Source organism: Klebsiella indica, assembly GCF_005860775.1.
GTDB lineage: Bacteria > Pseudomonadota > Gammaproteobacteria > Enterobacterales > Enterobacteriaceae > Klebsiella > Klebsiella indica.
Map to the genome: position 1 here is coordinate 176,798 of NZ_VCHQ01000011.1, position 24,525 is coordinate 201,322.

The window sequence follows — 24,525 nt, forward strand, 5'->3', positions numbered from 1 at the left end:
AATGCAAGCGGGCGGAGAATGCTCTCCGCCCGCTTGTTTCCGGTCCGTGTCATCTGAATCCAGCATGCGTACACTTTTCTGGTCTACAGACTACTCGCGCTGTTTTTCTTTTTTCCGCTCGTTTTTCTCAACGAGTACGACAGGTGGTCAACCTGTCGTTATCGGCATCAGAAGATAGTGAATGGAGCGATAACCATGAACTTCACGTCGCGCTCATCCTGGAAGATATTGCCATAACCACCGCTCCAGCTTGGGATATCGGAGTGGTTGTCGTATTGCGTAAAGTGGAGTTTAAACAGCGTGCCCTTCGCGCGCCCTTCCTGCACAGTGTACATTGCATCCAGACTATACGCCGACTCTTTCAGACGTTTATCCGGGTTGTAATACGCGTCAGGCGAGGACATTTTCCCAGGTTTAGCATCCCATGCGTAAACGTAGGATGCGCCGAAGGCCCAGCCCGGCATGTTCCAGTTCTTCATGTCATACATCGCCCCGAAGAACAACGCTTTTTCCCCGTTGGCGTTAAAGTCGGAACGGTTATCCCACCAGATATCCAGACGCCCGTTAGAAGAGGCGTAGGTTGGCGTCATACGCTGCAGGAAATAGCCCTGCTGACCGTCAGCTTTTACCCAGGTTCCTTCCAGCCGCAGGTCCAGAACATCAGCAACCTTATAACCAAAGGTTAATGCCTGCAGCCAGGCAGTACCATCATAGATATCATTTGCCCCACTGTTGCTGACCTTATCGCGAGCGCCGTAGAACTGGTAGCTGGTGGTTAACGGTGTCCCTGCGACGTCAAATTTATAACTGGCTTTAGCAAAGTACTGATCAATATATCCCTGTGCCTGACCAAACGCCGCTTCCAGTACGAGGTCATTTTTAAAATCGTATTTAGCGCCGAGGGAGTGGAGATAATCCACTTTGGTTTTCTTGTCATTCTGGTAAAACTTATCCATTTCGATGTGCCAGGGCGCTTTATATTCGTTAGTCCACATCCAGGAGAAGCTCAGCGCCCCCTCATCGCCGTAATCAAAGTTAGCGCCCGCTTCTGCCCCCTGATAAGTGCCAGGCATAAAGCTCCAGTGCGGAGCCAGCAGGGTTTGCCCGGTTGGCTGAATATAGCCAGCGCGCGCCCACGCCGGACCGAACTTAAATTTTGCAGCTGCTTTATACAAGCTTATCCCGCTCTTATCGCCGGAATAGTCTTCATCGTAGGTTTTATTACGCGAAGAGAAAGCGATTTCGTTCGGGTGACCGCTGCCGTTACTTTCGTTCATTTCAATGGCGGTAAATGCGGCGACATCAATACCAAACATGTCGGCGGCATAACCGGACTGGAAATCCAGATTAGCGTTCCAGGTTGCATGGGAAAGGTTGGTTTTATACTTATCGCCGTCGGTCACATCTTTACGGTCACGCTCGCGCTGCCAGTAATAGATACCGCCGGTTAAGGTGGAGTCGTCAATAAATCCTTCAGCTTTTGCATCCGGCGCCATTGCAAAACCTGACAGCGCTGTTACACCGGCAATAGCCAGCGCCAGCGTACTACGTTTGCCACTAAACGTACGCATATACATGTCCTCTTTGACGTTTTAAATGCGCGATGGCCCAGGGCAACGCGCGAAAAATAAATAAGATCACAAAAATGCGGTGTGCGAAAAATTGCACAATCACTATGCATAGACTATTTTTCGCGACGCGAATTATCAATCTCTTTTAGAGACCAAAGATAAAGATTATGACAAAGCGCACATATTTTGTGTCTTTATGTTTCAATCGAAGATGTCGTGTCGACAGGGTATAAGCGCTTACAAAAACAGAGAAAATCAATAAAAACGACGTATGGGTACTTTTTTATGCGGGCAAACAGGACACCTTAAAAAGGTATCTTATTACAGTATGCAATCAGGTTAATTTTCATCACGAAAATATTAGAAAGGCATCTCGGATCACGAAATAAAAAAAACGCCGCAATGCGCGGCGCTCTCAATCATGGCAGGGATCGCTTATACGCCGACTTTCGCCCACGTATCGCGTAGCCCGACGGTACGGTTAAACACCAGATGGGTCGGGGTTGCAAGGTGGCTATCAAGGCAGAAGTATCCTTCGCGTTCAAACTGGAAGGCCTTACCCGCAACCGCGTCCTTCAGCGAGGGTTCCGCAAAGCCCTGCGTGATCACCAACGACTCAGGATTCATCGCCGACAGGAAGTCTTCCGCCGCTCCCGGATTCGGCACGCTGAACAGACGATCGTACAGGCGGATTTCCACCGGCAGCGCGTGCGCCGCGCTTACCCAGTGAATAACGCCTTTAACTTTACGCCCATCGGCCGGATCTTTGCTCAGGGTATCCGCATCGTAGGTGCAGAAGATTGTGGTGATATTGCCTTCGGCATCTTTCTCTACACGCTCTGCTTTGATCACGTAAGCGTTGCGCAGACGAACTTCTTTCCCCAGTACCAGACGCTTGTACTGTTTGTTCGCTTCTTCACGGAAGTCGGCGCGGTCGATCCAGATTTCGCCGCTGAACGGTACTTCGCGGCTGCCCATCTCCGGTTTGTTCGGATGATTCGGCATGGTCACGCTTTCGCTGCCGCCCTGCGGATAGTTTTCGATAACCAGCTTAACCGGGTCAATAACGGCCATCGCGCGCGGGGCGTTCTCGTTCAAATCCTCACGAATACAGGATTCCAGCGCAGCAATTTCGATAATGTTATCCTGCTTGGTCACACCGATACGTTTACAAAATTCACGGATAGATTCCGCCGTATAGCCACGGCGACGCAGGCCGGAGATGGTCGGCATACGTGGATCATCCCAGCCCTCAACGTGTTTCTCGGTTACCAGTTGGTTCAGCTTACGCTTGGACATCACGGTATATTCGAGATTAAGACGCGAGAATTCGTACTGACGCGGGTGTACGGGGATACTGATGTTATCCAGCACCCAATCATACAGGCGGCGGTTATCCTGGAATTCCAGAGTACACAGAGAGTGGGTAATCCCTTCCAGCGCATCGCTGATGCAGTGGGTAAAGTCGTACATCGGGTAGATGCACCACTTGTTCCCGGTCTGATGGTGTTCAGCAAACTTAATACGATACAGCACCGGGTCACGCATGACGATAAACGGCGAGGCCATATCGATTTTTGCTCGCAGACAGGCTTTACCTTCGGCAAAACCGCCACTACGCATTTTTTCAAACAGGGCCAGGTTTTCATCCACGCTGCGATCGCGGTACGGACTATTTTTACCCGGTTCTTTCAGGGTGCCGCGATATTCCCGGATCTCTTCCGCCGACAGCTCATCCACGTAAGCAAGACCCTTATTAATCAGCTCAACCGCATATTGATGCAGTTGATCGAAATAATCAGATGAGTAGCAAATGTCCCCGGACCAGTGAAAACCTAACCACTGCACGTCGTTTTTAATCGACTCAACGTATTCGATATCTTCCTTCACCGGGTTGGTGTCGTCGAAACGCAGATTACATTGGCCGTGGTAATCCTGAGCGATGCCAAAGTTCAGGCAAATAGACTTCGCATGGCCAATGTGCAGATAACCGTTCGGTTCCGGTGGAAAACGGGTATGAACGGTGGTGTGCTTACCAGTAGCCAGATCTTCATCAATGATCTGGCGAATAAAGTTAGTCGGGCGGGCTTCTGCCTCACTCATCGTGGGTTCCTCAAAGCGTAAACAACGTATAACGGCACATGATCTTACAAGCAGGGCGTGGAGACAACTATTAGTTACGTAAAATACGTATCTGAAGGCGATTATGGGGTGTTGGCGGTAAAAAAAGCGGCGGAGTTTTCCTCCGCCGTTGAGGTATAAACGCTAATCTGGAGACTTACTTGCTTTTAATTTCAAACAGCGGCGTCTGGCCCGCCACAACCTTATCGGTTGCCTGAATAACCAGTGCGCTGTAGTCGTCACTATTGCTGCACACCACCGGGCTGATCATTGAACGCGCGTTGGCATTCAGAAACGCCAGATCCAGTTCCAGAATCGGCTGACCCGCTTTCACTTCTGCGCCCTCTTCCACCAGCCGTTTAAAGCCCTGGCCGTTGAGCGCTACGGTATCAATCCCCATGTGGACAACAATTTCCGCGCCATTTTCCGTTTCCAGGCAGAAAGCATGGTTGGTATTGAAGATCTTCACTACCGTACCCGCCGCTGGCGCAACAACCAGCTTATCCGTCGGCTTTACTGCCACGCCGTCGCCAACGGCTTTGCTGGCAAAGGCTTCATCCGGGACTTGTTCCAGCGCCACAACGTCACCGGTAATCGGCGAAACCAGCGCGGCAACGGTTTTCGCGTTGGCGACGGCCTGTGGTTTGGCAGCCGGAACTGCGCCGGATGCGCCGTGGGTAGAAGCAGCCGTTGCGGCAACCGGGCCACGAGCAACCACTTTCTTCATTTCATCGCCGACGGATTCAGCTTTTGCCCCCACAATAACCTGAATGGTCTGTTTGTTCAGCTTGACCACGCCAGAAGCGCCGAGACGCTTACAGGCGGCATCGTTAACCAGTGCGGAATCCGCAACGGTCAAACGCAGGCGGGTAATGCAAGCATCAATCGCTTTCAGGTTATCGGTACCGCCGATCGCGGCGATATAGCCAGTCGCCAGTTGGGTTAAACCCTCTTCGGTATTACTGTTCGCCTCTTCCGTCACCACGTCATCAACGTTATCTTCACGGCCAGGCGTTTTCAGGTTGAACATGCGGATGATCACGCTGAACAGCAGGAAGTAGATAAAGAAGAACACGACGCCCATCACCAGCAACATCCAGACGTTTTTGCTGGCTGCCGGCAGGCTGTACATCAGAGCATAGTCGATCGCACCGGCTGAGAACGAGAAACCCGCGTGGATACCCAACGCCGTCGCGACAAACAGGCTGATACCGGTCAGGATAGCATGCAGCAAGTACAGCAGCGGAGCCAGGAACATGAACAGGAATTCCAGCGGCTCAGTAACCCCCGTCAGGAACGCGGTAATAGCGACCGACAACAGCATACCGCCGACCATCGGACGACGTTCTTTCGGCGCGGCAAAATACATTGCCAGCGCGGCGCCCGGCAAACCGAACATCATGATCGGGAAGAAGCCGGACATAAACATCCCTGCAGTGCCGTCACCCGCATAGAAGCGGTTGATGTCACCGTGGAATACCGCACCGGCAGCATTAGTAAATTCACCGATCTGGAACCAGGCGATAGTATTCAGTACCTGATGCAAACCGGTTGGGATCAGCAGACGGTTGATGAACCCGAAGATACCGGAGCCCAGCGCGCCAGCTGATACAATCCATTCACCACCGGAATGGATAGCGTTCTGCACAGGTGGCCAGACGTAGCCAAAGATGGCGGCCAGCACCAGGCAGAAGAAGCCAGTTGCGATCGGAACAAAACGTTTACCACCGAAGAAGCTCAAGAAGTCAGGCAACTTGATTCCCGCCCAGCGGTTATACACGGCCCCACCGACTAAACCGGTGATGATCCCCGCCAGGACACCCATATTGATGGCCGGGTTGATAGTGACCATGGCTTTAGTCATAACAAAATACCCAACAGCTCCCGCCAACGCGGCGGCCCCTGCACTGTCTTTCGACCAACTGGATGCCACACCGATAGCGAAAATCAGCGCCAGGTTGTCAAAGATCGCGCCACCCGCTTGTGCGATAAACGATATATTAAGCAGATCTGGTTGCCCGAATCGTAGCAGCAGCGCCGCGACCGGCAGCACGGCGATAGGGAGCTGTAACGCCCTACCAAGCCGCTGAAAAAAACCCAAAATATTCATCTTATTCCCCCTATAAAACCCCGATATAGCTCGCTCAAAGCCACCTTTATTATTGTGAAACCAGTTAGCTTTTACCTTTACCTGTAAAGTGTGTGAGAAATTAATTTGTATCGCAAATTAAACGCGTATTTTTTGTGATATCAATCACCATATATCGTATTATCTTTCGCCTCATACTGGCTAATAACGAAAACTTATTTTATGATTAAAAAAATCAACACCAATTCCTCCTGATCGACGGCGTTGCTGCAATACTCATACTGGTGCGCTGACGCCAACTCGCCAGGTTCTAATTTAACTATAGAGGTGAACAATGAGACTGATCCCCCTGGTAACAGCTGAACAAGTAGGTAAATGGGCTGCCCGCCACATCGTTAACCGTATCAATGCGTTCAAACCCACGGCGGACCGCCCCTTTGTTCTGGGTCTGCCTACCGGCGGCACGCCTCTGACCGCCTACAAAGCATTGGTTGAAATGCACAAAGCAGGCCTGGTCAGCTTTAAGCATGTTGTCACATTCAACATGGATGAATACGTTGGCCTGCCGAAAGAGCATCCGGAAAGCTATCATAGTTTTATGCACCGCAACTTTTTTGACCACGTTGATATTCCGGCGGAAAACATTAACCTGTTGAATGGTAACGCACCAGATATTGATGCAGAATGTCGCCTCTATGAAGAAAAAATCCGCGCCTATGGCAAAATTAATCTGTTTATGGGCGGCGTGGGTAACGATGGTCACATCGCCTTTAATGAACCGGCGTCTTCTCTGGCTTCACGCACCCGTATAAAAACCCTGACCCATGAAACCCGCGTAGCGAACTCTCGCTTCTTCGACGGTGATGTAAACCAGGTGCCTAAATACGCGCTCACCGTTGGCGTAGGGACATTACTTGATGCGGAAGAAGTGATGATTCTGGTACTTGGGCAGCAGAAATCACTGGCGCTGCAGGCGGCGGTCGAAGGCAACGTTAACCACATGTGGACCATTACCTGTCTACAGTTGCATCCGAAAGCGGTAATGGTCTGCGATGAACCGTCTACTATGGAGTTAAAAGTTAAAACGCTGAAATATTTCAAAGAGCTGGAAGCTGAAAACATCAAAGGTTTGTAAGGCAGTTTCGTTCCGCGGTTGCCCCCGCGGGACAACCATTTTTGACAACCGGGGGTCGTAATGTATGCATTAACCCAGGGCCGGATTTACACCGGTCATGAAATTCTGGATGACCATGCGATTGTTATCGCTAATGGCCTTATCGAACGTCTCTGTCCGCAGGCTGAACTGCCGGCAGGCGTTGAACCGCGCCCGGTTGATGGCGCCATTCTTGCCCCCGGCTTTATTGATGTTCAGCTTAACGGCTGTGGCGGTGTACAGTTCAATGACACGCCAGATGCAGTCACCGTTGATACGCTGGAAATTATGCAGAAGGCGAATCAACGTTCTGGCTGCACCAGCTATTTACCGACGCTGATTACCACCAGCGATGATCTCATGAAACAGGGCGTGCGCGTTATGCGCGAGTACCGGCAAAAGCATCCCAACCAGGCGCTCGGTCTGCATCTCGAAGGTCCATGGCTGAATATAGTCAAAAAAGGCACGCATAATCCGAAGTTCGTGCGCAAACCGGATGCCGCGCTGGTCGATTTCCTTTGTGACAACGCAGATGTGATTACCAAAATTACGCTCGCACCAGAGTGCGTCGAGCCGGAAGTGATCCGCAAACTGGTGGCTGCCGGTATCATTGTCTCCGCAGGTCATTCCAACGCAACGCTGAAAGAAGCGAAAGTCGGTTTCCGCGCCGGCATCACTTTCGCTACTCATCTGTTTAACGCAATGCCCTATATTACCGGACGCGAACCGGGTCTGACGGGGGCGATTTTCGACGAACCGGATGTCTACTGCGGTATCATTGCCGACGGTTTACATGTTGATTACGCTAACATCCGCCTCGCTAAACGCCTGAAAGGCGACAAACTGTGTCTCGTTACCGACGCAACGGCCCCTGCAGGTGCCAATATTGAGCAGTTCATTTTTGCCGGTAAAACAATATACTACCGGAACGGATTGTGTGTTGATGAGAACGGTACCCTTAGCGGATCTTCGTTGACCATGATTGAAGGGGTTCATAACCTCGTAAAACATTGCGGCATCGCGCTGGACGAAGCGTTGCGTATGGCAACCCTCTACCCTGCCCGCGCAATTGGCGTAGGTAAACAGTTGGGCTGTATTGCGCCGGGGATGGTCGCAAACCTGACTGCATTCACCCGCGATTATAAAATCACTAAGACCATCGTTAATGGTAACGAGGTCGTCACTGAGTAAATAAAAGTATGACAGCTGGCGGACAAGCTCAAATTGGTAATGTCGATCTGGTAAAACAGCTAAACAGCGCAGCCGTCTATCGGCTCATCGATCAACATGGCCCGATTTCGCGTATACAGGTCGCGGAACAAAGCCAGCTTGCCCCTGCCAGCGTAACCAAAATTACGCGTCAACTTATTGAACGCGGCCTGATCAAAGAAGTCGATCAGCAGGCCTCCACCGGGGGCCGACGCGCCATTTCCATTGTTGCCGAAACCCGTAACTTCCACGCCATCGGCGTACGTCTTGGCCGCTATGACGCAACCCTGACGCTGTACGATTTAAGCAGTAAAACCCTCGAAGAAGAACATTATCCCCTGCCGGAAAGAACCCAGGAAACGCTGGAGCATGCGCTGCTCAATATCATTGCCGACTTTATGGAACGCTGCCAGCGCAAAATCCGTGAGCTGATCGCCATCTCGGTTATCCTTCCTGGCCTTGTCGATCCAGAAAGCGGCGTGATTCGCTATATGCCGCACATTCAGGTTGAAAACTGGGGGCTGGTGGACGCGCTGGAAAAACGGTTTAAAGTGACCTGCTTTGTGGGTCACGATATCCGTAGCCTCGCGCTGGCGGAACACTATTTTGGCGCGAGCCACGACTGTGCAGACTCGATTCTGGTACGTGTACACCGCGGGACCGGTGCCGGTATCATCTCCAACGGGCGAATTTTTATTGGCCGCAATGGCAATGTCGGCGAAATTGGCCATATCCAGGTAGACCCTTTAGGCGAACGCTGCCACTGCGGCAACTTTGGCTGTCTGGAAACCATCGCCGCTAATGCCGCCATAGAACACCGCGTTCGCCACCTGCTGGAGCAGGGGTATCAAAGCAAGCTCACCCTCAATGACTGCACGATAAAAGCTATCTGCAAAGCGGCAAACAAGGGCGATGCGCTGGCCTGCGAGGTCATCGGGCATGTCGGCCGCCATCTTGGCAAAACCATCGCCATTGCTATTAACCTGTTTAATCCGCAAAAAGTGGTGATTGCCGGGGAAATTGTTGAAGCGGAAAAAGTGCTGCTGCCAGCGATTGAAGCCTGCATTAATACCCAGGTGCTGAAGGCATTCCGTAAAAATCTGCCTGTGGTACGGTCCACCCTCGATCATCGTTCGGCAATCGGTGCTTTTGCGCTGGTGAAGCGTGCCATGCTCAATGGGATCCTGCTTCAGCATTTGCTGGAAAGCTAAAGCCGCTTTATAGTTTCGCCTTTCTTTAAAGATGTCGGACTGCCCATGACCATTCAAAATATAATTTGTGATATCGACGGCGTGCTGATGCATGACAATGTGGCTGTGCCGGGCGCCGCTGAGTTCATCAAGCGTATTCTCGAAAAAGAGATGCCGCTGGTGATGCTGACCAACTACCCTTCACAAACCGGCCAGGATCTGGCGAACCGCTTTGCGACTGCGGGAATAGATGTACCCGATACCGCCTTTTATACCTCCGCAATGGCCACCGCGGATTTCCTGCGCCGCCAGGAAGGTAAGAAAGCCTACGTCGTTGGCGAAGGCGCACTGATTCACGAACTGTACAAAGCCGGGTTTACTATCACTGACGTCAACCCTGATTTTGTTATCGTCGGTGAAACCCGCTCTTTTAACTGGGAGATGATGCATAAGGCGGCTTTTTTTGTCGCCAACGGCGCGCGTTTTATCGCTACTAACCCGGATACTCACGGTCGCGGCTATTATCCGGCCTGCGGTGCCTTATGCGCTGGTATTGAAAAAATCTCTGGCCGTAAGCCATTCTACGTCGGTAAACCAAGTCCGTGGATCATCCGTTCCGCACTCAATAAAATGCAGGCGCATTCTGAGCAAACCGTCATCGTCGGCGATAATCTGCGCACGGATATTCTGGCAGGCTTCCAGGCCGGGCTGGAAACCATTCTGGTTCTTTCCGGCGTCGCCACGCTCGATGATATCGACGGCATGCCGTTCCGACCGTCGTGGATTTATCCCTCCGTTGCAGAAATTGATATTTTCTGAGCAAAACCACGTCCCCGGACGTGGTTTCTTATTTTTCTGGTCTTCCTGACAGCATTTCATCTAAAAAAAATGCACCAGCATTGAATATTCCTCAATGAAAGCGCTCAAAATATACTCTTTTTTTACTATTCAATAATCACCATTGCATTATTTTCTTTTTCGGCCGTAAAACCCTTGCGCCCTCAGTCCCTTTGCGGCATTTTCTTAAGCATGCATTGAGGCTTCGCGGCAAAATGAAGCCAGCACAACATCAAACAAGACAGGGTAACGGAGAAGGCTATGTGTTCGATTTTTGGCGTACTGGATATTAAAACTGATGCGGGCGAGCTGCGTAAAAAGGCGCTGGAACTTTCCCGTCTGATGCGCCACCGTGGTCCGGACTGGTCCGGCATCTATGCTTGTGATAAAGCGATTCTGGCGCATGAACGCCTCTCTATCGTCGACGTGAACGCCGGCGCGCAGCCGCTGTATAACGCGCAAAAAACTCACGCCCTCGCCGTCAACGGTGAAATCTACAACCACCAGGCACTGCGCGCGGAATATGGTGACCGCTACGCTTTCCAGACCGGTTCCGACTGCGAAGTGATCCTGGCGCTGTACCAGGAGAAAGGCCCGGAGTTTCTGGACGATCTGCAAGGAATGTTTGCCTTCGCTCTCTACGATAGCGAAAAAGATGCTTATCTGATTGGCCGTGACCACATCGGAATTATCCCACTGTATATGGGGCATGACGAACACGGCAACTTCTACGTTGCTTCAGAAATGAAGGCGCTGGTTCCGGTATGCCGCACCATTAAAGAGTTCCCGGCGGGCAGCTACCTGTGGAGCAAAGACGGCGAGATCCGCCAGTATTATCAGCGCGACTGGTTCGAGTATGATGCGGTTAAAGACAACGTCACCGACAAAAACGAACTGCGTCAGGCGCTGGAAGAGTCGGTGAAAAGCCACCTGATGTCCGATGTTCCATACGGGGTTCTGTTGTCCGGCGGCCTGGATTCATCGATTATTTCCGCCATCACCAAAAAATTTGCCGCGCGCCGCGTCGAAGATCAGGAAAAATCAGAAGCCTGGTGGCCTCAGCTACACTCCTTCGCCGTGGGCCTGGAAGGTGCGCCCGATCTGAAAGCGGCGCAAGAAGTCGCTAACCATTTAGGTACCGTGCATCACGAAATCCACTTTACGGTACAGGAAGGCCTGGACGCGATTCGCGATGTTATTTATCACATCGAAACCTACGATGTCACCACCATTCGCGCGTCTACGCCGATGTATTTGATGTCGAGGAAAATCAAAGCGATGGGCATCAAAATGGTGCTGTCCGGAGAAGGTTCTGACGAAGTGTTTGGCGGTTACCTCTATTTCCATAAAGCGCCAAACGCCAAAGAGCTGCACGAAGAGACCGTGCGCAAGCTGCAGGCGCTGCACATGTTTGACTGCGCGCGTGCCAACAAAGCGATGTCCGCATGGGGCGTGGAAGCACGCGTGCCGTTCCTGGATAAGAAATTCCTTGATGTGGCAATGCGTATCAACCCGCAGGATAAAATGTGCGGCAACGGTAAAATGGAAAAACATATCCTGCGTGAATGTTTCGAATCTTACCTGCCAGCAAGCGTCGCCTGGCGCCAGAAAGAGCAGTTCTCTGATGGGGTAGGTTACAGCTGGATCGATACGTTAAAAGACGTTGCCGCACAACAGATCTCCGATCAACAGCTGGAAACGGCGAGCTTCCGCTTCCCGTACAACACGCCATCGTCTAAAGAAGCGTATCTGTACCGCGAGATCTTCGAAGAACTGTTCCCGGTTCCCAGCGCTGCGGAATGCGTACCTGGCGGTCCGTCAGTTGCCTGTTCTTCCGCGAAAGCCATCGAATGGGATGAATCATTCAAAAAAATGAACGATCCATCGGGACGCGCTGTAGGCGTACACCAGTCTGCCTACTGATTAAGGCGTTTTTTCAAACGGGCTCTTCGGGGTCCGTTTTTATTTTTGTGCCTTATTCAAGCCATTAAAAACGATAAATAACCAATAATTGCTGATTATTGCGCCACGCTGTTCGCAACCTAACCAAACAGTTACATTCAATCCATTTTCGATGAAAAAGGGGTTGACGCTTCAGGGCTCAATACGCATAATGCGCCCCGCAACGCCGATAAGGTAGCGCAAAAAAAAGATGGCTACGTAGCTCAGCTGGTTAGAGCACATCACTCATAATGATGGGGTCACAGGTTCAAATCCCGTCGTAGCCACCATCTTTTTTGCGGGAGTGGCGAAATTGGTAGACGCACCAGATTTAGGTTCTGGCGCCGCAAGGTGTGCGAGTTCAAGTCTCGCCTCCCGCACCATTTACTCGTTGGCGTTGTAAGTAAAAGATGGTTATTGGGGTATCGCCAAGCGGTAAGGCACCGGTTTTTGATACCGGCATTCCCTGGTTCGAATCCAGGTACCCCAGCCACATTCCTTCGATGTTTGCGGTTAACCGCGACGATATTGGGGTATCGCCAAGCGGTAAGGCACCGGTTTTTGATACCGGCATTCCCTGGTTCGAATCCAGGTACCCCAGCCATCGAAGTAAAGCAGTAAAATCTGGCTACGTAGCTCAGCTGGTTAGAGCACATCACTCATAATGATGGGGTCACAGGTTCAAATCCCGTCGTAGCCACCATATAAAGGAATTATTGATTAGCTTCGATAAATCCAGAAAAATTGTTGGGGTATCGCCAAGCGGTAAGGCACCGGATTCTGATTCCGGCATTCCGAGGTTCGAATCCTCGTACCCCAGCCAATTTTAAAAGTCGCTTTATACATAAGCGCGTCGTTGGCTGAATCGCCGAAGTAAATGCGGGGAAATATTCACCAACAGACAATTGGGGTATCGCCAAGCGGTAAGGCACCGGATTCTGATTCCGGCATTCCGAGGTTCGAATCCTCGTACCCCAGCCAACAGAAAGCAAAAAGCTCGCTCAGGCGAGCTTTTTGCTTTCTGTCATTTAACACGTCAGAGAGGTTTAAACCGGGTCTGCTCTGGCCCGCAAAGCCCCGCCCCAGGAATACACCAGAAAACAGTCGCGAATCCGTCCGCGATCTGAAAGATAACCGGTATCCCCTCTTCTGTAACCCGACCTGATATTTCATCAACCGGGAAAGTCACGGTTACAATCCCAATGCGTATTTCAGGGCCTGCCGTTTCAGTTCGCCAGCGCGCTCAGCCGCCATCAGGCCAATATTGCGCAACATGCGCACCGGCGGCAGATCGTTGCTAAATCCAGCGTAAAACAGATCCATTCCTGACTGCATAATAAAATTATCCGCTCTGCGTCGCGTCTGGTAACGCTTAAGCACCGGCAGGCTGGCCCACTCTTCACCGTGCGCTCGCGCGCTGCTCAAAATATCCAGCAAGGCGTCAGCATCCCGATAGCCCAGATTCACCCCCTGCCCAGCCAGCGGGTGAATGGTATGCGCCGCATCACCGACCAGCGCCAGCCCCGGCTTCACATATTGCAACGCATGGCGGCGGATCAACGGGAATGCGCCCGCGCTTAGCGGCGTCACCTCTCCCAGCCGTGACGGAAAGTGGCGGGTAATCTCTTGCTGTAACTGGACCATGCTCATTCCCTGTAACTGGCGAACTCTGGCAGGCGTGTCGTACCATACCAGTGAAGCCCAATGGTCAAACAGCGGTAAAAACGCGCGCGGTCCTTCAGGGGTAAACTGCTGCCAGGTGCTATCGCCGGGGGCGTCCGCGCACTGTACGCTAATCAACATGCAGGCCTGTTGATACTGCCATGCATGAACGCCGATACCCGCCAGTTGCCGTACCTGTGAATTAGCGCCATCAGCCCCAATCACCAGCCGTGCTTGATGCTGGCTGCCGTCGGTTAGCATTAACGATGCCTGCGTCTCCCCACGCTGCATCTCCTGCAGTGACACCCCCACCAGCAGAGAGACTTGATTATGCGCCGCCAGCGCCTGCCACAAAGCGCCCTGCAGGACATTATTTTCCACCATATAGCCCAGTTCAGGCAGCTTCAGTTCGCTGGCATTAAAAACGACATGCGCGCTTTCCCACTCCCAGGTCTCCAGTTGACGATACGCATGCGCGCGCATCCCCTGTACCGCATCCCAGACGCCCAGGCTTTTCAGCAATCCCACCGATGCCGCGCTGATTGCTGAAATACGTATGTCAGGCGTCGAAGACGCGTCAAAAACAGGCGGCGCATTTTTTTCAATCACCGTTACCGTAAAACCGTGCTGCGCCAGCCCAAGCGCCAGGGCGCCGCCAACCATTCCACCGCCGACGATAACGACATCTGTTGCATGAATTGTCATGGCTATTATCCTTAAATTCGAATCACCTGAGTTTACCGGATTTTTATTCGCCTTGTGGTGATTACGGTCGTACTGGTCAGGGCGCGGTCAAAGCATTACAATACGCGCCCTGCAATCCTGGCTTTATACCCGTCACGCTTCACATTGCAGCGTAACGTCCGGTGAAGAAAATGACATTGGGTATACCTAATTAAGCATGAGCAAGTCGATGACCAAAAAACTCCATATTAAAACCTGGGGCTGTCAGATGAACGAATACGATTCATCAAAGATGGCCGATCTGCTGGATGCCACGCACGGGTATCAACTCACTGAAGTGGCGGAAGAGGCAGATGTGCTGCTGCTCAACACCTGCTCAATCCGTGAGAAGGCTCAGGAAAAAGTGTTCCATCAGCTAGGACGCTGGAAGCTGCTGAAAGAGAAAAATCCCGATCTGATCATCGGCGTCGGTGGCTGCGTGGCCTCGCAGGAAGGCGACCACATTCGCCAGCGCGCCCATTACGTCGATATCATTTTTGGCCCGCAAACCCTGCATCGCCTTCCGGAAATGATCAACTCCGTTCGCGGTAACCGCAGCCCGGTCGTCGATATCAGTTTCCCGGAAATCGAGAAATTCGATCGCCTGCCGGAACCACGCGCTGAAGGTCCTTCTGCGTTTGTGTCTATCATGGAAGGCTGCAACAAGTACTGCACCTACTGTGTCGTGCCTTACACCCGCGGTGAGGAAGTCAGCCGCCCGAGCGACGATATCCTGTTTGAAATCGCCCAACTGGCGGCCCAGGGCGTACGTGAAGTCAACCTGCTCGGGCAGAACGTCAACGCATGGCGCGGGGAAAACTACGATGGCACCACCGGTAGCTTCGCCGATCTGCTGCGCCTGGTCGCCGCCATTGACGGTATCGACCGCATTCGCTTTACCACCAGCCATCCGATCGAGTTCACCGATGATATCATTGAGGTTTATCGCGATACGCCCGAACTGGTCAGCTTCCTGCATCTGCCAGTACAGAGCGGTTCTGACCGGGTGTTGAATCTGATGGGCCGCACCCATACCGCTCTGGAATATAAAGCGATTATCCGCAAACTGCGCGCGGCGCGCCCGGATATTCAGATTAGCTCTGATTTCATTGTCGGCTTCCCTGGCGAAACCACCGATGATTTTGAAAAAACCATGAAGCTGATTGCCGATGTCAATTTCGATATGAGCTACAGCTTTATCTTTTCCGCGCGTCCGGGCACCCCGGCGGCGGATATGGTTGATGACGTGCCGGAAGAAGATAAAAAGCAGCGCCTGTATATCCTGCAGGAGCGTATCAACCAGCAGGCGACGGCCTGGAGCCGCCGTATGCTCGGCACCGTGCAGCGTATTCTGGTGGAAGGAACCTCCCGCAAAAGCATTATGGAGCTTTCCGGCCGTACCGAAAATAATCGCGTGGTGAACTTTGAAGGCTCGCCGCAAATGATCGGCAAGTTTGTCGATGTGGAAATTACCGACGTCTGGACCAACTCCCTGCGCGGCAAAGTGGTGCGTACCGAAGACGAAATGGGGTTACGCATCGCGGAAACACCGGAATCAGTGATTGCCCGTACCCGTAAAGAAAACGAGACTGGCGTCGGTTTCTATCAGCCTTAACCCGTTCAGGTCCACCGCGCCGGTGGGCCTTGTATTTCCTCTCCGGGCCCCAATATCTACAGCGATGCTTGCACCCTATTCCGATGACGTGAATAATTTCCTTACTGCCCGGTGAATTTTGCCGCCCGGCAAACGCGTATAAGAGGAACAGTTTGAACATAGAAACCCGTGAAATTACCCTGGAACCCGCGGATAACGCACGCCTGTTGGGGCTGTGCGGCCCGTTTGACGACAACATCAAACAGCTCGAACGGCGGCTGGGTATCGAGATCAATCGCCGCGATAATCGCTTTAAACTGACCGGGCGTGCAATATGCGTTAATGCCGCCGCCGATATTCTGCGTAGTCTGTACGTCGATACCGCCCCGATGCGCGGCGAGATTCAGGATATTGAACCGGAACAGATCCATCTGGCGATCAAAGAAGCCCGCGTGCTGGAACAGAGCGCCGAAAGCGTACCGGACTACGGTAAGGCCATCAATATCAAAACCCGGCGCGGCGTCATCAAGCCACGTACGCCGAATCAGGCACAGTACATCGCCAATATTCTTGATCACGATATTACCTTCGGCGTCGGCCCTGCCGGAACCGGGAAAACCTATCTGGCGGTCGCCGCGGCGGTGGATGCTCTGGAGCGTCAGGAAATTCGCCGTATTCTGCTGACCCGCCCGGCGGTGGAAGCGGGAGAGAAGCTGGGCTTCCTGCCAGGCGATCTGAGCCAAAAAGTCGACCCGTACCTGCGGCCGCTGTACGATGCGCTGTTCGAGATGCTCGGTTTTGAGAAGGTCGAAAAGCTTATTGAGCGCAATGTTATTGAGGTTGCGCCGCTGGCCTATATGCGCGGTCGTACGCTGAACGATGCGTTTATCATCCTTGATGAGAGCCAGAACACCACCATCGAACAGATGAAAATGTTCCTGACCCGTATCGGCTTTAACTCTAAAGCGGTCATTACCGGCGATATCACCCAGATTGACCTGCCGCGTAGCACCAAATCCGGCCTGCGCCACGCGATTGAAGTGCTGGCGGAGGTCGATGAAATTAGCTTCAACTTCTTCCATAGCGAAGATGTGGTGCGCCACCCGGTTGTCGCCCGTATCGTTAACGCCTATGAAGCATGGGAAGAAGCAGACCAAAAACGCAAAGCAGAACTGGCCGCCGAGCGCAAACGCGAAGCCCAGCAACAGGAGCAAAAATGAGTCAGGTCATTCTCGATTTACAGCTGGCTTGCGAAGATAACAGCGGAATGCCGGATGAAGCTCAGTTTCAACGCTGGGTTGATGCCGTCATCCCGCAGTTCCAGGAAGAATCAGAAGTCACGATTCGCCTGGTTGACGAAGCGGAAAGCCATGAGCTGAACCTGACTTATCGTGGGAAGGATAAACCGACGAATGTGCTCTCTTTCCCGTTTGAAGCGCCCCCCGGCATTGAAATGCCGCTGCTTGGCGATCTGGTTATCTGCCGTCAGGTCGTCGAACAGGAAGCAAAAGAGCAAGGCAAGCCGCTGGAGGCCCACTGGGCGCATATGGTTGTCCACGGTAGCCTGCACCTTTTGGGCTATGACCACATTGTTGACGAAGAAGCAGAAGAGATGGAATCCCTCGAAACAGAGATAATGCTTGCTCTGGGCTATGAGGATCCGTACATTGCCGAGAAGGAATAACCTGCCGCCGGCTTTGCCGGCGACTGGCCGCTATGCCGGGCGCTGAGTATACGCGTGACGAGCGACGATTTAACTAACATGAGAACCCATACGACGCCATGAGCGACGACAATTCACACAGTAGCGACACAGTAAACAGCAAAAAGGGATTTTTCTCCCTCTTACTCAGCCAGCTTTTTCACGGTGAACCCAAGAATCGTGATGAACTGCTGGCGCTGATCCGTGATTCCGGGCAAAACGATCTTATCGACGAAGATACGCGCGATATGCTCGAAGGGGTAATGGACATCGCCGACCAGCGCGTCCGCGATATTATGATCCCCCGCTCACAGATGATCACCCTGAAACGCAATCAGACGCTTGACGAATGCCTCGATGTGATCATCGAATCCGCGCACTCGCGTTTCCCGGTGATCAGCGAAGATAAAGATCACATTGAAGGGATTTTGATGGCCAAAGATCTGCTGCCGTTTATGCGCAGCGATGCCGAAGCCTTCAGCATGGAAAAAGTGTTGCGTCCGGCGGTTGTCGTGCCTGAAAGCAAGCGGGTTGACCGCATGCTGAAAGAGTTCCGCTCCCAGCGTTATCATATGGCTATCGTTATCGATGAGTTCGGCGGCGTCTCAGGCCTGGTAACCATTGAAGACATCCTTGAGCTGATCGTCGGCGAAATAGAAGACGAATACGACGAAGAAGAAGATATCGATTTTCGTCAGTTGAGCCGCCATACCTGGACGGTGCGGGCGCTGGCCTCCATCGAAGACTTCAACGAAGCCTACGGCACCCACTTTAGCGATGAAGAAGTTGATACCATCGGCGGCCTCGTGATGCAGGCGTTTGGTCATCTGCCCGCCCGCGGCGAATCTATCGACATTGATGGTTACCAATTCAAGGTCGCAATGGCTGACAGTCGACGTATTATTCAGGTACATGTAAAGCTTCCTGATGATGCGCCACAGCCGAAACTGGAAGACTAAACCACCGGGACGATTAACCTAAATGGTATTTGCCTCTCTTCTTGAACGCCAGCGCATACGTCTGTTGCTGGCGCTGTTATTCGGAGCCAGCGGAACGCTGGCTTTTTCACCTTATGACGTCTGGCCCGCGGCGATTATTTCGCTAATGGGCCTACAAGGTTTAACCCTTAATCGTCGTCCGCTGCAAAGCGCCTGGATCGGTTATTTCTGGGGACTGGGGCTGTTTGGTTCCGGTATTCACTGGGTCTACGTCAGTATTGCGCAGTTCGGCGGGATGCCGGGGCCGGTCAACGTTTTCCTGGTGGTTCTGCTGGCCGCGTATCTTTCACTTTATACCGGGTTATTCGCCGGGATCCTTTCGCGCCTGTGGCCGAAAACCAGCTGGATACGCGTCGCTGTCGCCGCGCCGGTGGTATGGCAAATTAGCGAATTCCTGCGTGGCTGGGTATTAACCGGTTTTCCGTGGCTGCAGTTTGGCTATAGCCAGATTGACGGCCCGCTAAAAGGTCTCGCCCCGGTGATGGGCGTCGAGGCAATTAGCTTCCTGCTGATGGTGGTCAGCGGCCTGCTGACGCTGGCTATCGTGCAGCGTAACGTGAAAGCGCTGATTACCGCCGCGGTGCTGTTCGCGCTGCCCTTCCCGCTGCGCTACATTCAGTGGTATCAGTTGCTGCCGGCACGGGCAACCGAAGTTTCGCTGGTACAGGGCGATATTCCACAGGCGATGAAATGGGATCCGGATCAGTTAATCAATACGCTGAAAACCTATCTGGATCTCACCCAGCCGCATATGGGTAAATCACAGTTAATCATCTGGCCGGAATCCGCTATTCCCGATCTGGAAATCAATCAGCAGCGTTTTCTGAGCATGATGGACGACCTGATGCGCGCGAAAAACAGTTCGCTGATCACCGGTATCGTCGATTCGCGCCTGAATCAGCACAATCGCTACGATACCTACAACTCCATCATCACGCTGGGTAAAGATAACCCCTACAGCTACGACTCAAAGGATCGCTACAATAAGAACCATCTGGTGCCGTTTGGCGAATTTGTGCCGCTGGAATCTATTCTGCGTCCGCTGGCCCCGTTCTTTGACCTGCCAATGTCCTCCTTCAGCCGCGGGCCTTACCTGCAGCCTCAGTTGGTGGCGCACAATTTGCGTCTGACGGCGGCGATCTGCTATGAAATTATTCTTGGCGAGCAGGTACGGGATAACTTCCGCCCGGATACTGATTTTCTGTTGACCATCTCCAACGATGCCTGGTTCGGGAAATCTATCGGCCCGTGGCAGCACTTCCAGATGGCGCGGATGCGCGCGCTGGAGCTGGCCCGCCCGCTGTTGCGCAGCACAAATAACGGCATTACCGCGGTCATCGGCCCGCGCGGCGAAATTCAGGATATGCTCCCCCAGTTTACCCGCGCCGTCTTGACGACCAAAGTGACGCCCACTTCCGGCCTGACGCCATACGCCCGAACCGGAAACTGGCCGCTGTGGGCGCTCACTGTCCTGTTTGGATTCGGCGCGCTGCTAATGAGCCTGCGCCAGCGCCGTCAATAATTCCCCCTTGTTCTCTGCCACCGCAGCGGCCTGTGTCGCTGCGGTTCCTCCCGTCTTCCCTGCTTTATTGGCATGGACATTGCTTAATAAATCTATGTAGCAACGTGATCCCCGGTGGTACAACCCGGTTGCACCATCAAGAGGCAATGACATGCTCAAGTTTGGTGCAGTGAAGCTTTTTTGCCTTTAAATGGTGCGGCGCACTTCGCAAAAATCAACAATATAAGAGCAAAATCTTTACATTAAGCCAAACTAAATGCTAACAAACACATACAAATGCTGCACGCAAAGACGGCAGCGATAACAGCACACACATTCACAATGGGTATCAATAGCGTCCGGTGACGCTAAGGATAAGGAGTCCGATATGCAATTACGTAAACTGGCCGCAGCAATGCTGGTCATGGGTCTGACCGCCAGTGCGGCACATGCAGAAGATACTGCGCCAGCAGCAGGTCAGAGTACTCTGGATAAAATTGCCAAAAACGGCGTTGTCGTCGTCGGTCATCGTGAATCATCCGTTCCGTTCTCTTACTATGACAACAAGCAGCAGGTCGTAGGCTACTCGCAGGACTACTCCAATGCGATTGTTGATGCCATCAAGAAGAAGCTGAACAAGCCTGACCTTGATGTGAAACTGATCCCCATCACCTCGCAAAACCGCATCCCGCTGCTGCAAAACGGCACCTACGATTTCGAATGCGGCTCCACCACCAATAACCTGGAACGGCAAAAACAAGTCGCCTTCTCCGACACGATTTTCGTCGTCGGCACGCGCCTGTTGGTGAAAAAAGGCGGGCCGATTAAAGACTTCGCCGACCTGAAAGGTAAAGCTGTCGTCGTAACGTCGGGCACCACATCTGAAATTCTGCTGCACAAGCTGAATGACGAGAAAAAAATGAACATGCGCATTATCAGTGCAAAAGATCACGGTGACTCCTTCCGAACCCTCGAAAGCGGTCGCGCGGTGGCTTTTATGATGGATGATGCTCTGCTGGCCGGCGAACGCGCGAAGGCGAAAAAGCCGGATAACTGGGAGATTGTCGGCACACCACAGTCTCAGGAAGCTTACGGCTGTATGCTGCGTAAAGACGATCCGCAGTTCAAAGCGCTGGTTGACGAGACCGTTGCCCACGCCCAGACCTCTGGCGAAGCCGAGAAATGGTTCGATAAGTGGTTCAAAAACCCCATTCCGCCGAAGAACCTGAACATGAACTTCGAACTCTCTTCAGATATGAAAGCGCTGTTCAAATCACCTAACGATAAAGCTCTTAACTAATTACAAAAACAAGGGGCGGGAAAATCCTGCCCTCCCGATCGTTGTTACAGTACGGACAGACTATACGGCGGCTGGTCGTTCCCCAGCCGCCGCGAATACCGAAACAAGCTGAGCAATGATCTTCGAGGGTAGCGCTGCTACCCTTTTTTTCCAGGAGTTATTTATGTCAATAGACTGGAACTGGGGAATATTCCTGCAACAGGCCCCATTCGGCAACACAACCTATTTAGGCTGGCTCTGGAGTGGCTTTCAGGTTACCGTCGCACTGTCGATAACGGCCTGGATTATCGCCTTCTTCGTCGGTTCGTTATTCGGTATTTTACGCACCGTCCCTAATCGCCTGCTATCGATGATCGGTACCTGTTACGTTGAGTTCTTTCGTAATGTCCCGCTTATCGTACAGTTCTTTACCTGGTATCTGGTCGTCCCGGAACTGCTGCCGGAAAACATTGGTATGTGGTTTAAGGCCGAGCTGGACCCGAATATTCAATTCTTCGTCTCTTCCATGCTGTGCCTGGGGTTATTTACCGCGGCACGCGTCTGCGAACAGGTCCGCTCTGGTATCCAATCGCTGCCGCGCGGACAAAAAAATGCCGGTCTGGCAATGGGACTGACGCTGCCGCAAACCTATCGCTACGTCCTGCTGCCCAACGCCTACCGGGTTATCGTCCCGCCGATGACTTCTGAAATGATGAACCTGGTGAAAAACTCGGCCATCGCATCCACGATAGGGCTTGCTGATATGGCCGCGCAGGCCGGTAAACTGCTGGATTACTCGGCCCACGCCTGGGAGTCGTTTACCGCGATCACCCTGGCCTACGTTTTTATCAACGCCGTAATTATGCTGGCTATGTATGTGGTCGAACGTAAGGTCCGCCTGCCGGGCAATATGGGGGGCAAATAATGTACGATTTTGACTGGAGTTCCATTATTCCCTCAATGCCATACCTGCTGGCAGGGCTGGTTATCACCCTAAAAATCACCGTGACGGCGATTATTATCGGCATTGTCTGGGGGACGATTCTGGCGGTTATGCGCCTGTCGAGCTTCCTGCCGCTGGCGTGGTTTGCCAAAACCTATGTCAACGTCTTCCGTTCCATCCCTCTGGTCATGGTATTGCTGTGGTTTTATCTGATTGTGCCCGGCTTTTTGCAAAACGTACTGGGCCTGTCGCCGAAGACCGACATTCGCCTGATTTCGGCGATGGTCGCCTTCTCCATGTTTGAAGCCGCATACTATTCAGAGATTATTCGCGCCGGCATTCAGAGTATCTCTCGCGGTCAGTCCAGCGCGGCGCTGGCACTGGGCATGACCCACTGGCAGTCCATGAAACTGGTGATTCTGCCGCAAGCGTTTCGCGCCATGGTGCCGCTGCTGCTGACGCAGGGCATCGTACTGTTCCAGGATACGTCGCTGGTTTACGTTTTAAGCCTGGCTGACTTCTTCCGCACCGCCACCACCATTGGCGAACGTGACGGAACCCAGGTAGAAATGATCCTGTTCGCAGGTGCCGTTTATTTTGTTATTAGTCTCAGCGCATCGCTGTTGGTCAGCTGGTTGAAGAAAAGGACTGTGTAATGATTACCCTGAAAAACGTTTCAAAATGGTATGGTCACTTTCAGGTGCTGACCGACTGCTCCACGGAAGTGAAAAAAGGCGAAGTGGTGGTGGTCTGCGGGCCTTCAGGCTCCGGTAAATCCACGCTGATTAAAACCGTTAACGGTCTGGAACCAATACAGCAAGGTGACATCATCGTTGACGGCACCACCGTTAACGACAAAAAGACCAACCTTGCTAAACTTCGCTCCCACGTTGGTATGGTGTTCCAGCACTTCGAGCTGTTCCCGCATCTGTCTATTATCGACAACCTGACGCTGGCCCAGGTCAAAGTGCTCAATCGCGATAAAGCCTCTTCGCGCGCAAAAGGGTTAAAACTGCTGGAGCGGGTAGGACTGTCTGCCCATGCCAGTAAATATCCCGCACAGCTATCCGGCGGCCAGCAGCAGCGCGTCGCGATTGCTCGTGCGCTCTGTATGGACCCGATCGCCATGCTGTTCGATGAACCGACCTCAGCACTGGATCCTGAGATGATCAACGAAGTGCTGGACGTGATGGTCGAGCTGGCTAATGAAGGGATGACCATGATGGTGGTCACTCATGAAATGGGCTTCGCGCGCAAAGTGGCCAACCGGGTGATCTTTATGGATGAAGGGAAAATTGTCGAAGACGCCGATAAAGAAGCGTTTTTCGCTAACCCTCAATCTGAACGCGCGAAAGACTTCCTCGCCAAAATTCTGCATTAAGATCGCGACGCGCGTCTAAGCAATAAACAGGCGATACCACGAATTTGTCGTATCGCCTGCCCGGATCAATGCTGGCGCTTCAATGCCCGCCTGTTTAAGGCTCAAATGGCCGACGCTGAAACTGATCGTGGCCGCATTTTGGGCAGCGGGGCAGCACATCCGGCGTATAAATCGGCAGATGATAGTGGCACTTCTCACACACCAGGTTCCCCAGCCCCACCACTTCGCCGCTGTGATAAACGCCGTGGTGACTGAGATCCTGAAATACCTCACGCCACTCAAGCTGCGTTTTATCCGTAATATCCGCCAGCTCCTGCCACAGGCTCTCTTTAATCACGCGCATAAAAACGCTGTCGCTGAGCGCTTCCTGGCCCTCCTCATAACTGAGCGCGAACTCCTCCAGATCCCGCCTGACGGCGCGAATAACATTCTCGATTTCACTCTGCGTTAACTCGCCGGACTGACTGATTTTTGCCCTGGCCTGTTCCACCAGCGCGTCGATATCCCGTTCTCCATTGCGTAACCGCTCACTGAGCGTTGACACCAGCTCTCGGTAAAATTGAGCAACCTTGTTCATCTTTTCGCCTCCGGTGTGGTTAACTTCTTCTAAGAATAGACGTTATCCACATGC

Annotated in this window: 19 protein-coding genes and 7 tRNA genes; 21 read left to right on the forward strand and 5 right to left on the reverse strand. The window is 52.6% G+C overall.

The window, feature by feature from the left end; translation table 11 throughout:
- Window positions 1-167 precede the first annotated feature (167 nt).
- From chiP to nagE, 3 genes are all read right to left on the reverse strand, one after another.
- Window positions 168-1,571, reverse strand: coding sequence for a chitoporin ChiP (gene chiP, locus FE839_RS10020; protein WP_138360683.1), 1,404 nt, complete (start codon window positions 1,569-1,571; stop codon window positions 168-170).
- Window positions 1,572-2,006: 435 nt separating this feature from the next.
- Window positions 2,007-3,674, reverse strand: a complete 1,668-nt coding sequence (glnS, locus tag FE839_RS10025) for a glutamine--tRNA ligase (protein WP_138360684.1) — start codon at window positions 3,672-3,674, stop codon at window positions 2,007-2,009.
- A gap of 175 nt (window positions 3,675-3,849) precedes the next feature.
- The gene (gene nagE, locus FE839_RS10030; RefSeq protein WP_138360685.1) at window positions 3,850-5,802 is read right to left on the reverse strand and encodes a PTS N-acetyl glucosamine transporter subunit IIABC; all 1,953 of its coding nucleotides are present in this window, start codon (window positions 5,800-5,802) and stop codon (window positions 3,850-3,852) included.
- Window positions 5,803-6,115: 313 nt separating this feature from the next.
- Here nagE and nagB point away from each other — a divergent pair, with 313 nt between their 5' ends.
- From nagB to FE839_RS10090, 12 genes are all read left to right on the forward strand, one after another.
- A complete protein-coding gene (gene nagB / locus FE839_RS10035; RefSeq protein ID WP_138360686.1) occupies window positions 6,116-6,916 on the forward strand; it encodes a glucosamine-6-phosphate deaminase in 801 nt (266 codons plus the stop codon).
- A 60-nt stretch (window positions 6,917-6,976) separates the two neighbouring features.
- A complete protein-coding gene (nagA, locus tag FE839_RS10040) occupies window positions 6,977-8,125 on the forward strand; it encodes an N-acetylglucosamine-6-phosphate deacetylase (protein WP_138360687.1) in 1,149 nt (382 codons plus the stop codon).
- 8 nt (window positions 8,126-8,133) lie between these two features.
- The gene (gene nagC, locus FE839_RS10045; protein WP_138360688.1) at window positions 8,134-9,354 is read left to right on the forward strand and encodes a DNA-binding transcriptional regulator NagC; all 1,221 of its coding nucleotides are present in this window, start codon (window positions 8,134-8,136) and stop codon (window positions 9,352-9,354) included.
- 45 nt (window positions 9,355-9,399) lie between these two features.
- Window positions 9,400-10,152, forward strand: coding sequence for an HAD-IIA family hydrolase (locus FE839_RS10050; protein WP_138360689.1), 753 nt, complete (start codon window positions 9,400-9,402; stop codon window positions 10,150-10,152).
- 279 nt (window positions 10,153-10,431) lie between these two features.
- Entirely contained in the window at window positions 10,432-12,093 is a 1,662-nt protein-coding gene (gene asnB, locus FE839_RS10055) for an asparagine synthase B (RefSeq protein WP_138360690.1), read from the forward strand.
- Window positions 12,094-12,324: 231 nt separating this feature from the next.
- Window positions 12,325-12,401 (forward strand) — tRNA-Met (locus tag FE839_RS10060).
- An 8-nt stretch (window positions 12,402-12,409) separates the two neighbouring features.
- A tRNA-Leu gene (locus FE839_RS10065) sits at window positions 12,410-12,494 on the forward strand.
- 35 nt (window positions 12,495-12,529) lie between these two features.
- Window positions 12,530-12,604: transfer RNA gene (locus FE839_RS10070), tRNA-Gln, on the forward strand.
- 36 nt (window positions 12,605-12,640) lie between these two features.
- Window positions 12,641-12,715, forward strand: a tRNA-Gln gene (locus FE839_RS10075).
- Between the two features lie 22 nt (window positions 12,716-12,737).
- Window positions 12,738-12,814 (forward strand) — tRNA-Met (locus FE839_RS10080).
- A 45-nt stretch (window positions 12,815-12,859) separates the two neighbouring features.
- A tRNA-Gln gene (locus tag FE839_RS10085) sits at window positions 12,860-12,934 on the forward strand.
- Window positions 12,935-13,017: 83 nt separating this feature from the next.
- Window positions 13,018-13,092, forward strand: a tRNA-Gln gene (locus FE839_RS10090).
- Window positions 13,093-13,302: 210 nt separating this feature from the next.
- Here FE839_RS10090 and ubiF read toward each other — a convergent pair.
- Entirely contained in the window at window positions 13,303-14,478 is a 1,176-nt protein-coding gene (gene ubiF / locus FE839_RS10095; protein ID WP_138360691.1) for a 3-demethoxyubiquinol 3-hydroxylase, read from the reverse strand.
- Between the two features lie 208 nt (window positions 14,479-14,686).
- On the opposite strand from ubiF, the gene miaB reads away from it, so the two are divergent.
- The 9 genes from miaB (at window position 14,687) to FE839_RS10140 (ending at window position 23,894) form a co-directional block, all read left to right on the forward strand.
- The gene (gene miaB, locus FE839_RS10100; protein WP_138360692.1) at window positions 14,687-16,111 is read left to right on the forward strand and encodes a tRNA (N6-isopentenyl adenosine(37)-C2)-methylthiotransferase MiaB; all 1,425 of its coding nucleotides are present in this window, start codon (window positions 14,687-14,689) and stop codon (window positions 16,109-16,111) included.
- A 152-nt stretch (window positions 16,112-16,263) separates the two neighbouring features.
- Window positions 16,264-17,310: a PhoH family protein gene (locus tag FE839_RS10105; RefSeq protein WP_138360693.1), complete on the forward strand. Its 1,047-nt coding sequence runs from the start codon at window positions 16,264-16,266 to the stop codon at window positions 17,308-17,310.
- The gene (gene ybeY, locus FE839_RS10110) at window positions 17,307-17,774 is read left to right on the forward strand and encodes an rRNA maturation RNase YbeY (protein WP_138360694.1); all 468 of its coding nucleotides are present in this window, start codon (window positions 17,307-17,309) and stop codon (window positions 17,772-17,774) included. Before FE839_RS10105 ends, ybeY begins: the two co-directional genes overlap by 4 nt.
- A 98-nt stretch (window positions 17,775-17,872) precedes the next feature.
- Window positions 17,873-18,751 carry a CNNM family magnesium/cobalt transport protein CorC gene (gene corC / locus FE839_RS10115; RefSeq protein WP_004130445.1) on the forward strand — a complete coding sequence of 293 codons (879 nt, stop codon included), beginning with the start codon at window positions 17,873-17,875 and terminating at the stop codon, window positions 18,749-18,751.
- A 22-nt stretch (window positions 18,752-18,773) separates the two neighbouring features.
- Window positions 18,774-20,312 carry an apolipoprotein N-acyltransferase gene (gene lnt / locus FE839_RS10120; RefSeq protein ID WP_138360695.1) on the forward strand — a complete coding sequence of 513 codons (1,539 nt, stop codon included), beginning with the start codon at window positions 18,774-18,776 and terminating at the stop codon, window positions 20,310-20,312.
- A gap of 367 nt (window positions 20,313-20,679) precedes the next feature.
- Window positions 20,680-21,591, forward strand: a complete 912-nt coding sequence (locus FE839_RS10125; protein ID WP_138360696.1) for an amino acid ABC transporter substrate-binding protein — start codon at window positions 20,680-20,682, stop codon at window positions 21,589-21,591.
- Between the two features lie 163 nt (window positions 21,592-21,754).
- On the forward strand, window positions 21,755-22,495 hold the full coding sequence (locus tag FE839_RS10130; RefSeq protein ID WP_138360697.1) for an amino acid ABC transporter permease: 741 nt from the start codon (window positions 21,755-21,757) through the stop codon (window positions 22,493-22,495).
- A complete protein-coding gene (gltK, locus tag FE839_RS10135; RefSeq protein WP_138360698.1) occupies window positions 22,495-23,169 on the forward strand; it encodes a glutamate/aspartate ABC transporter permease GltK in 675 nt (224 codons plus the stop codon). The genes FE839_RS10130 and gltK overlap by 1 nt, the downstream gene beginning before the upstream one ends.
- Complete coding sequence (locus FE839_RS10140; protein WP_138360699.1) at window positions 23,169-23,894, forward strand: amino acid ABC transporter ATP-binding protein; 726 nt, start codon at window positions 23,169-23,171, stop codon at window positions 23,892-23,894. The genes gltK and FE839_RS10140 overlap by 1 nt, the downstream gene beginning before the upstream one ends.
- A gap of 94 nt (window positions 23,895-23,988) precedes the next feature.
- On the opposite strand, the gene FE839_RS10145 is transcribed toward FE839_RS10140, so the two are convergent.
- On the reverse strand, window positions 23,989-24,471 hold the full coding sequence (locus FE839_RS10145) for a zinc ribbon-containing protein (protein WP_138360700.1): 483 nt from the start codon (window positions 24,469-24,471) through the stop codon (window positions 23,989-23,991).
- Window positions 24,472-24,525: the final 54 nt, after the last annotated feature.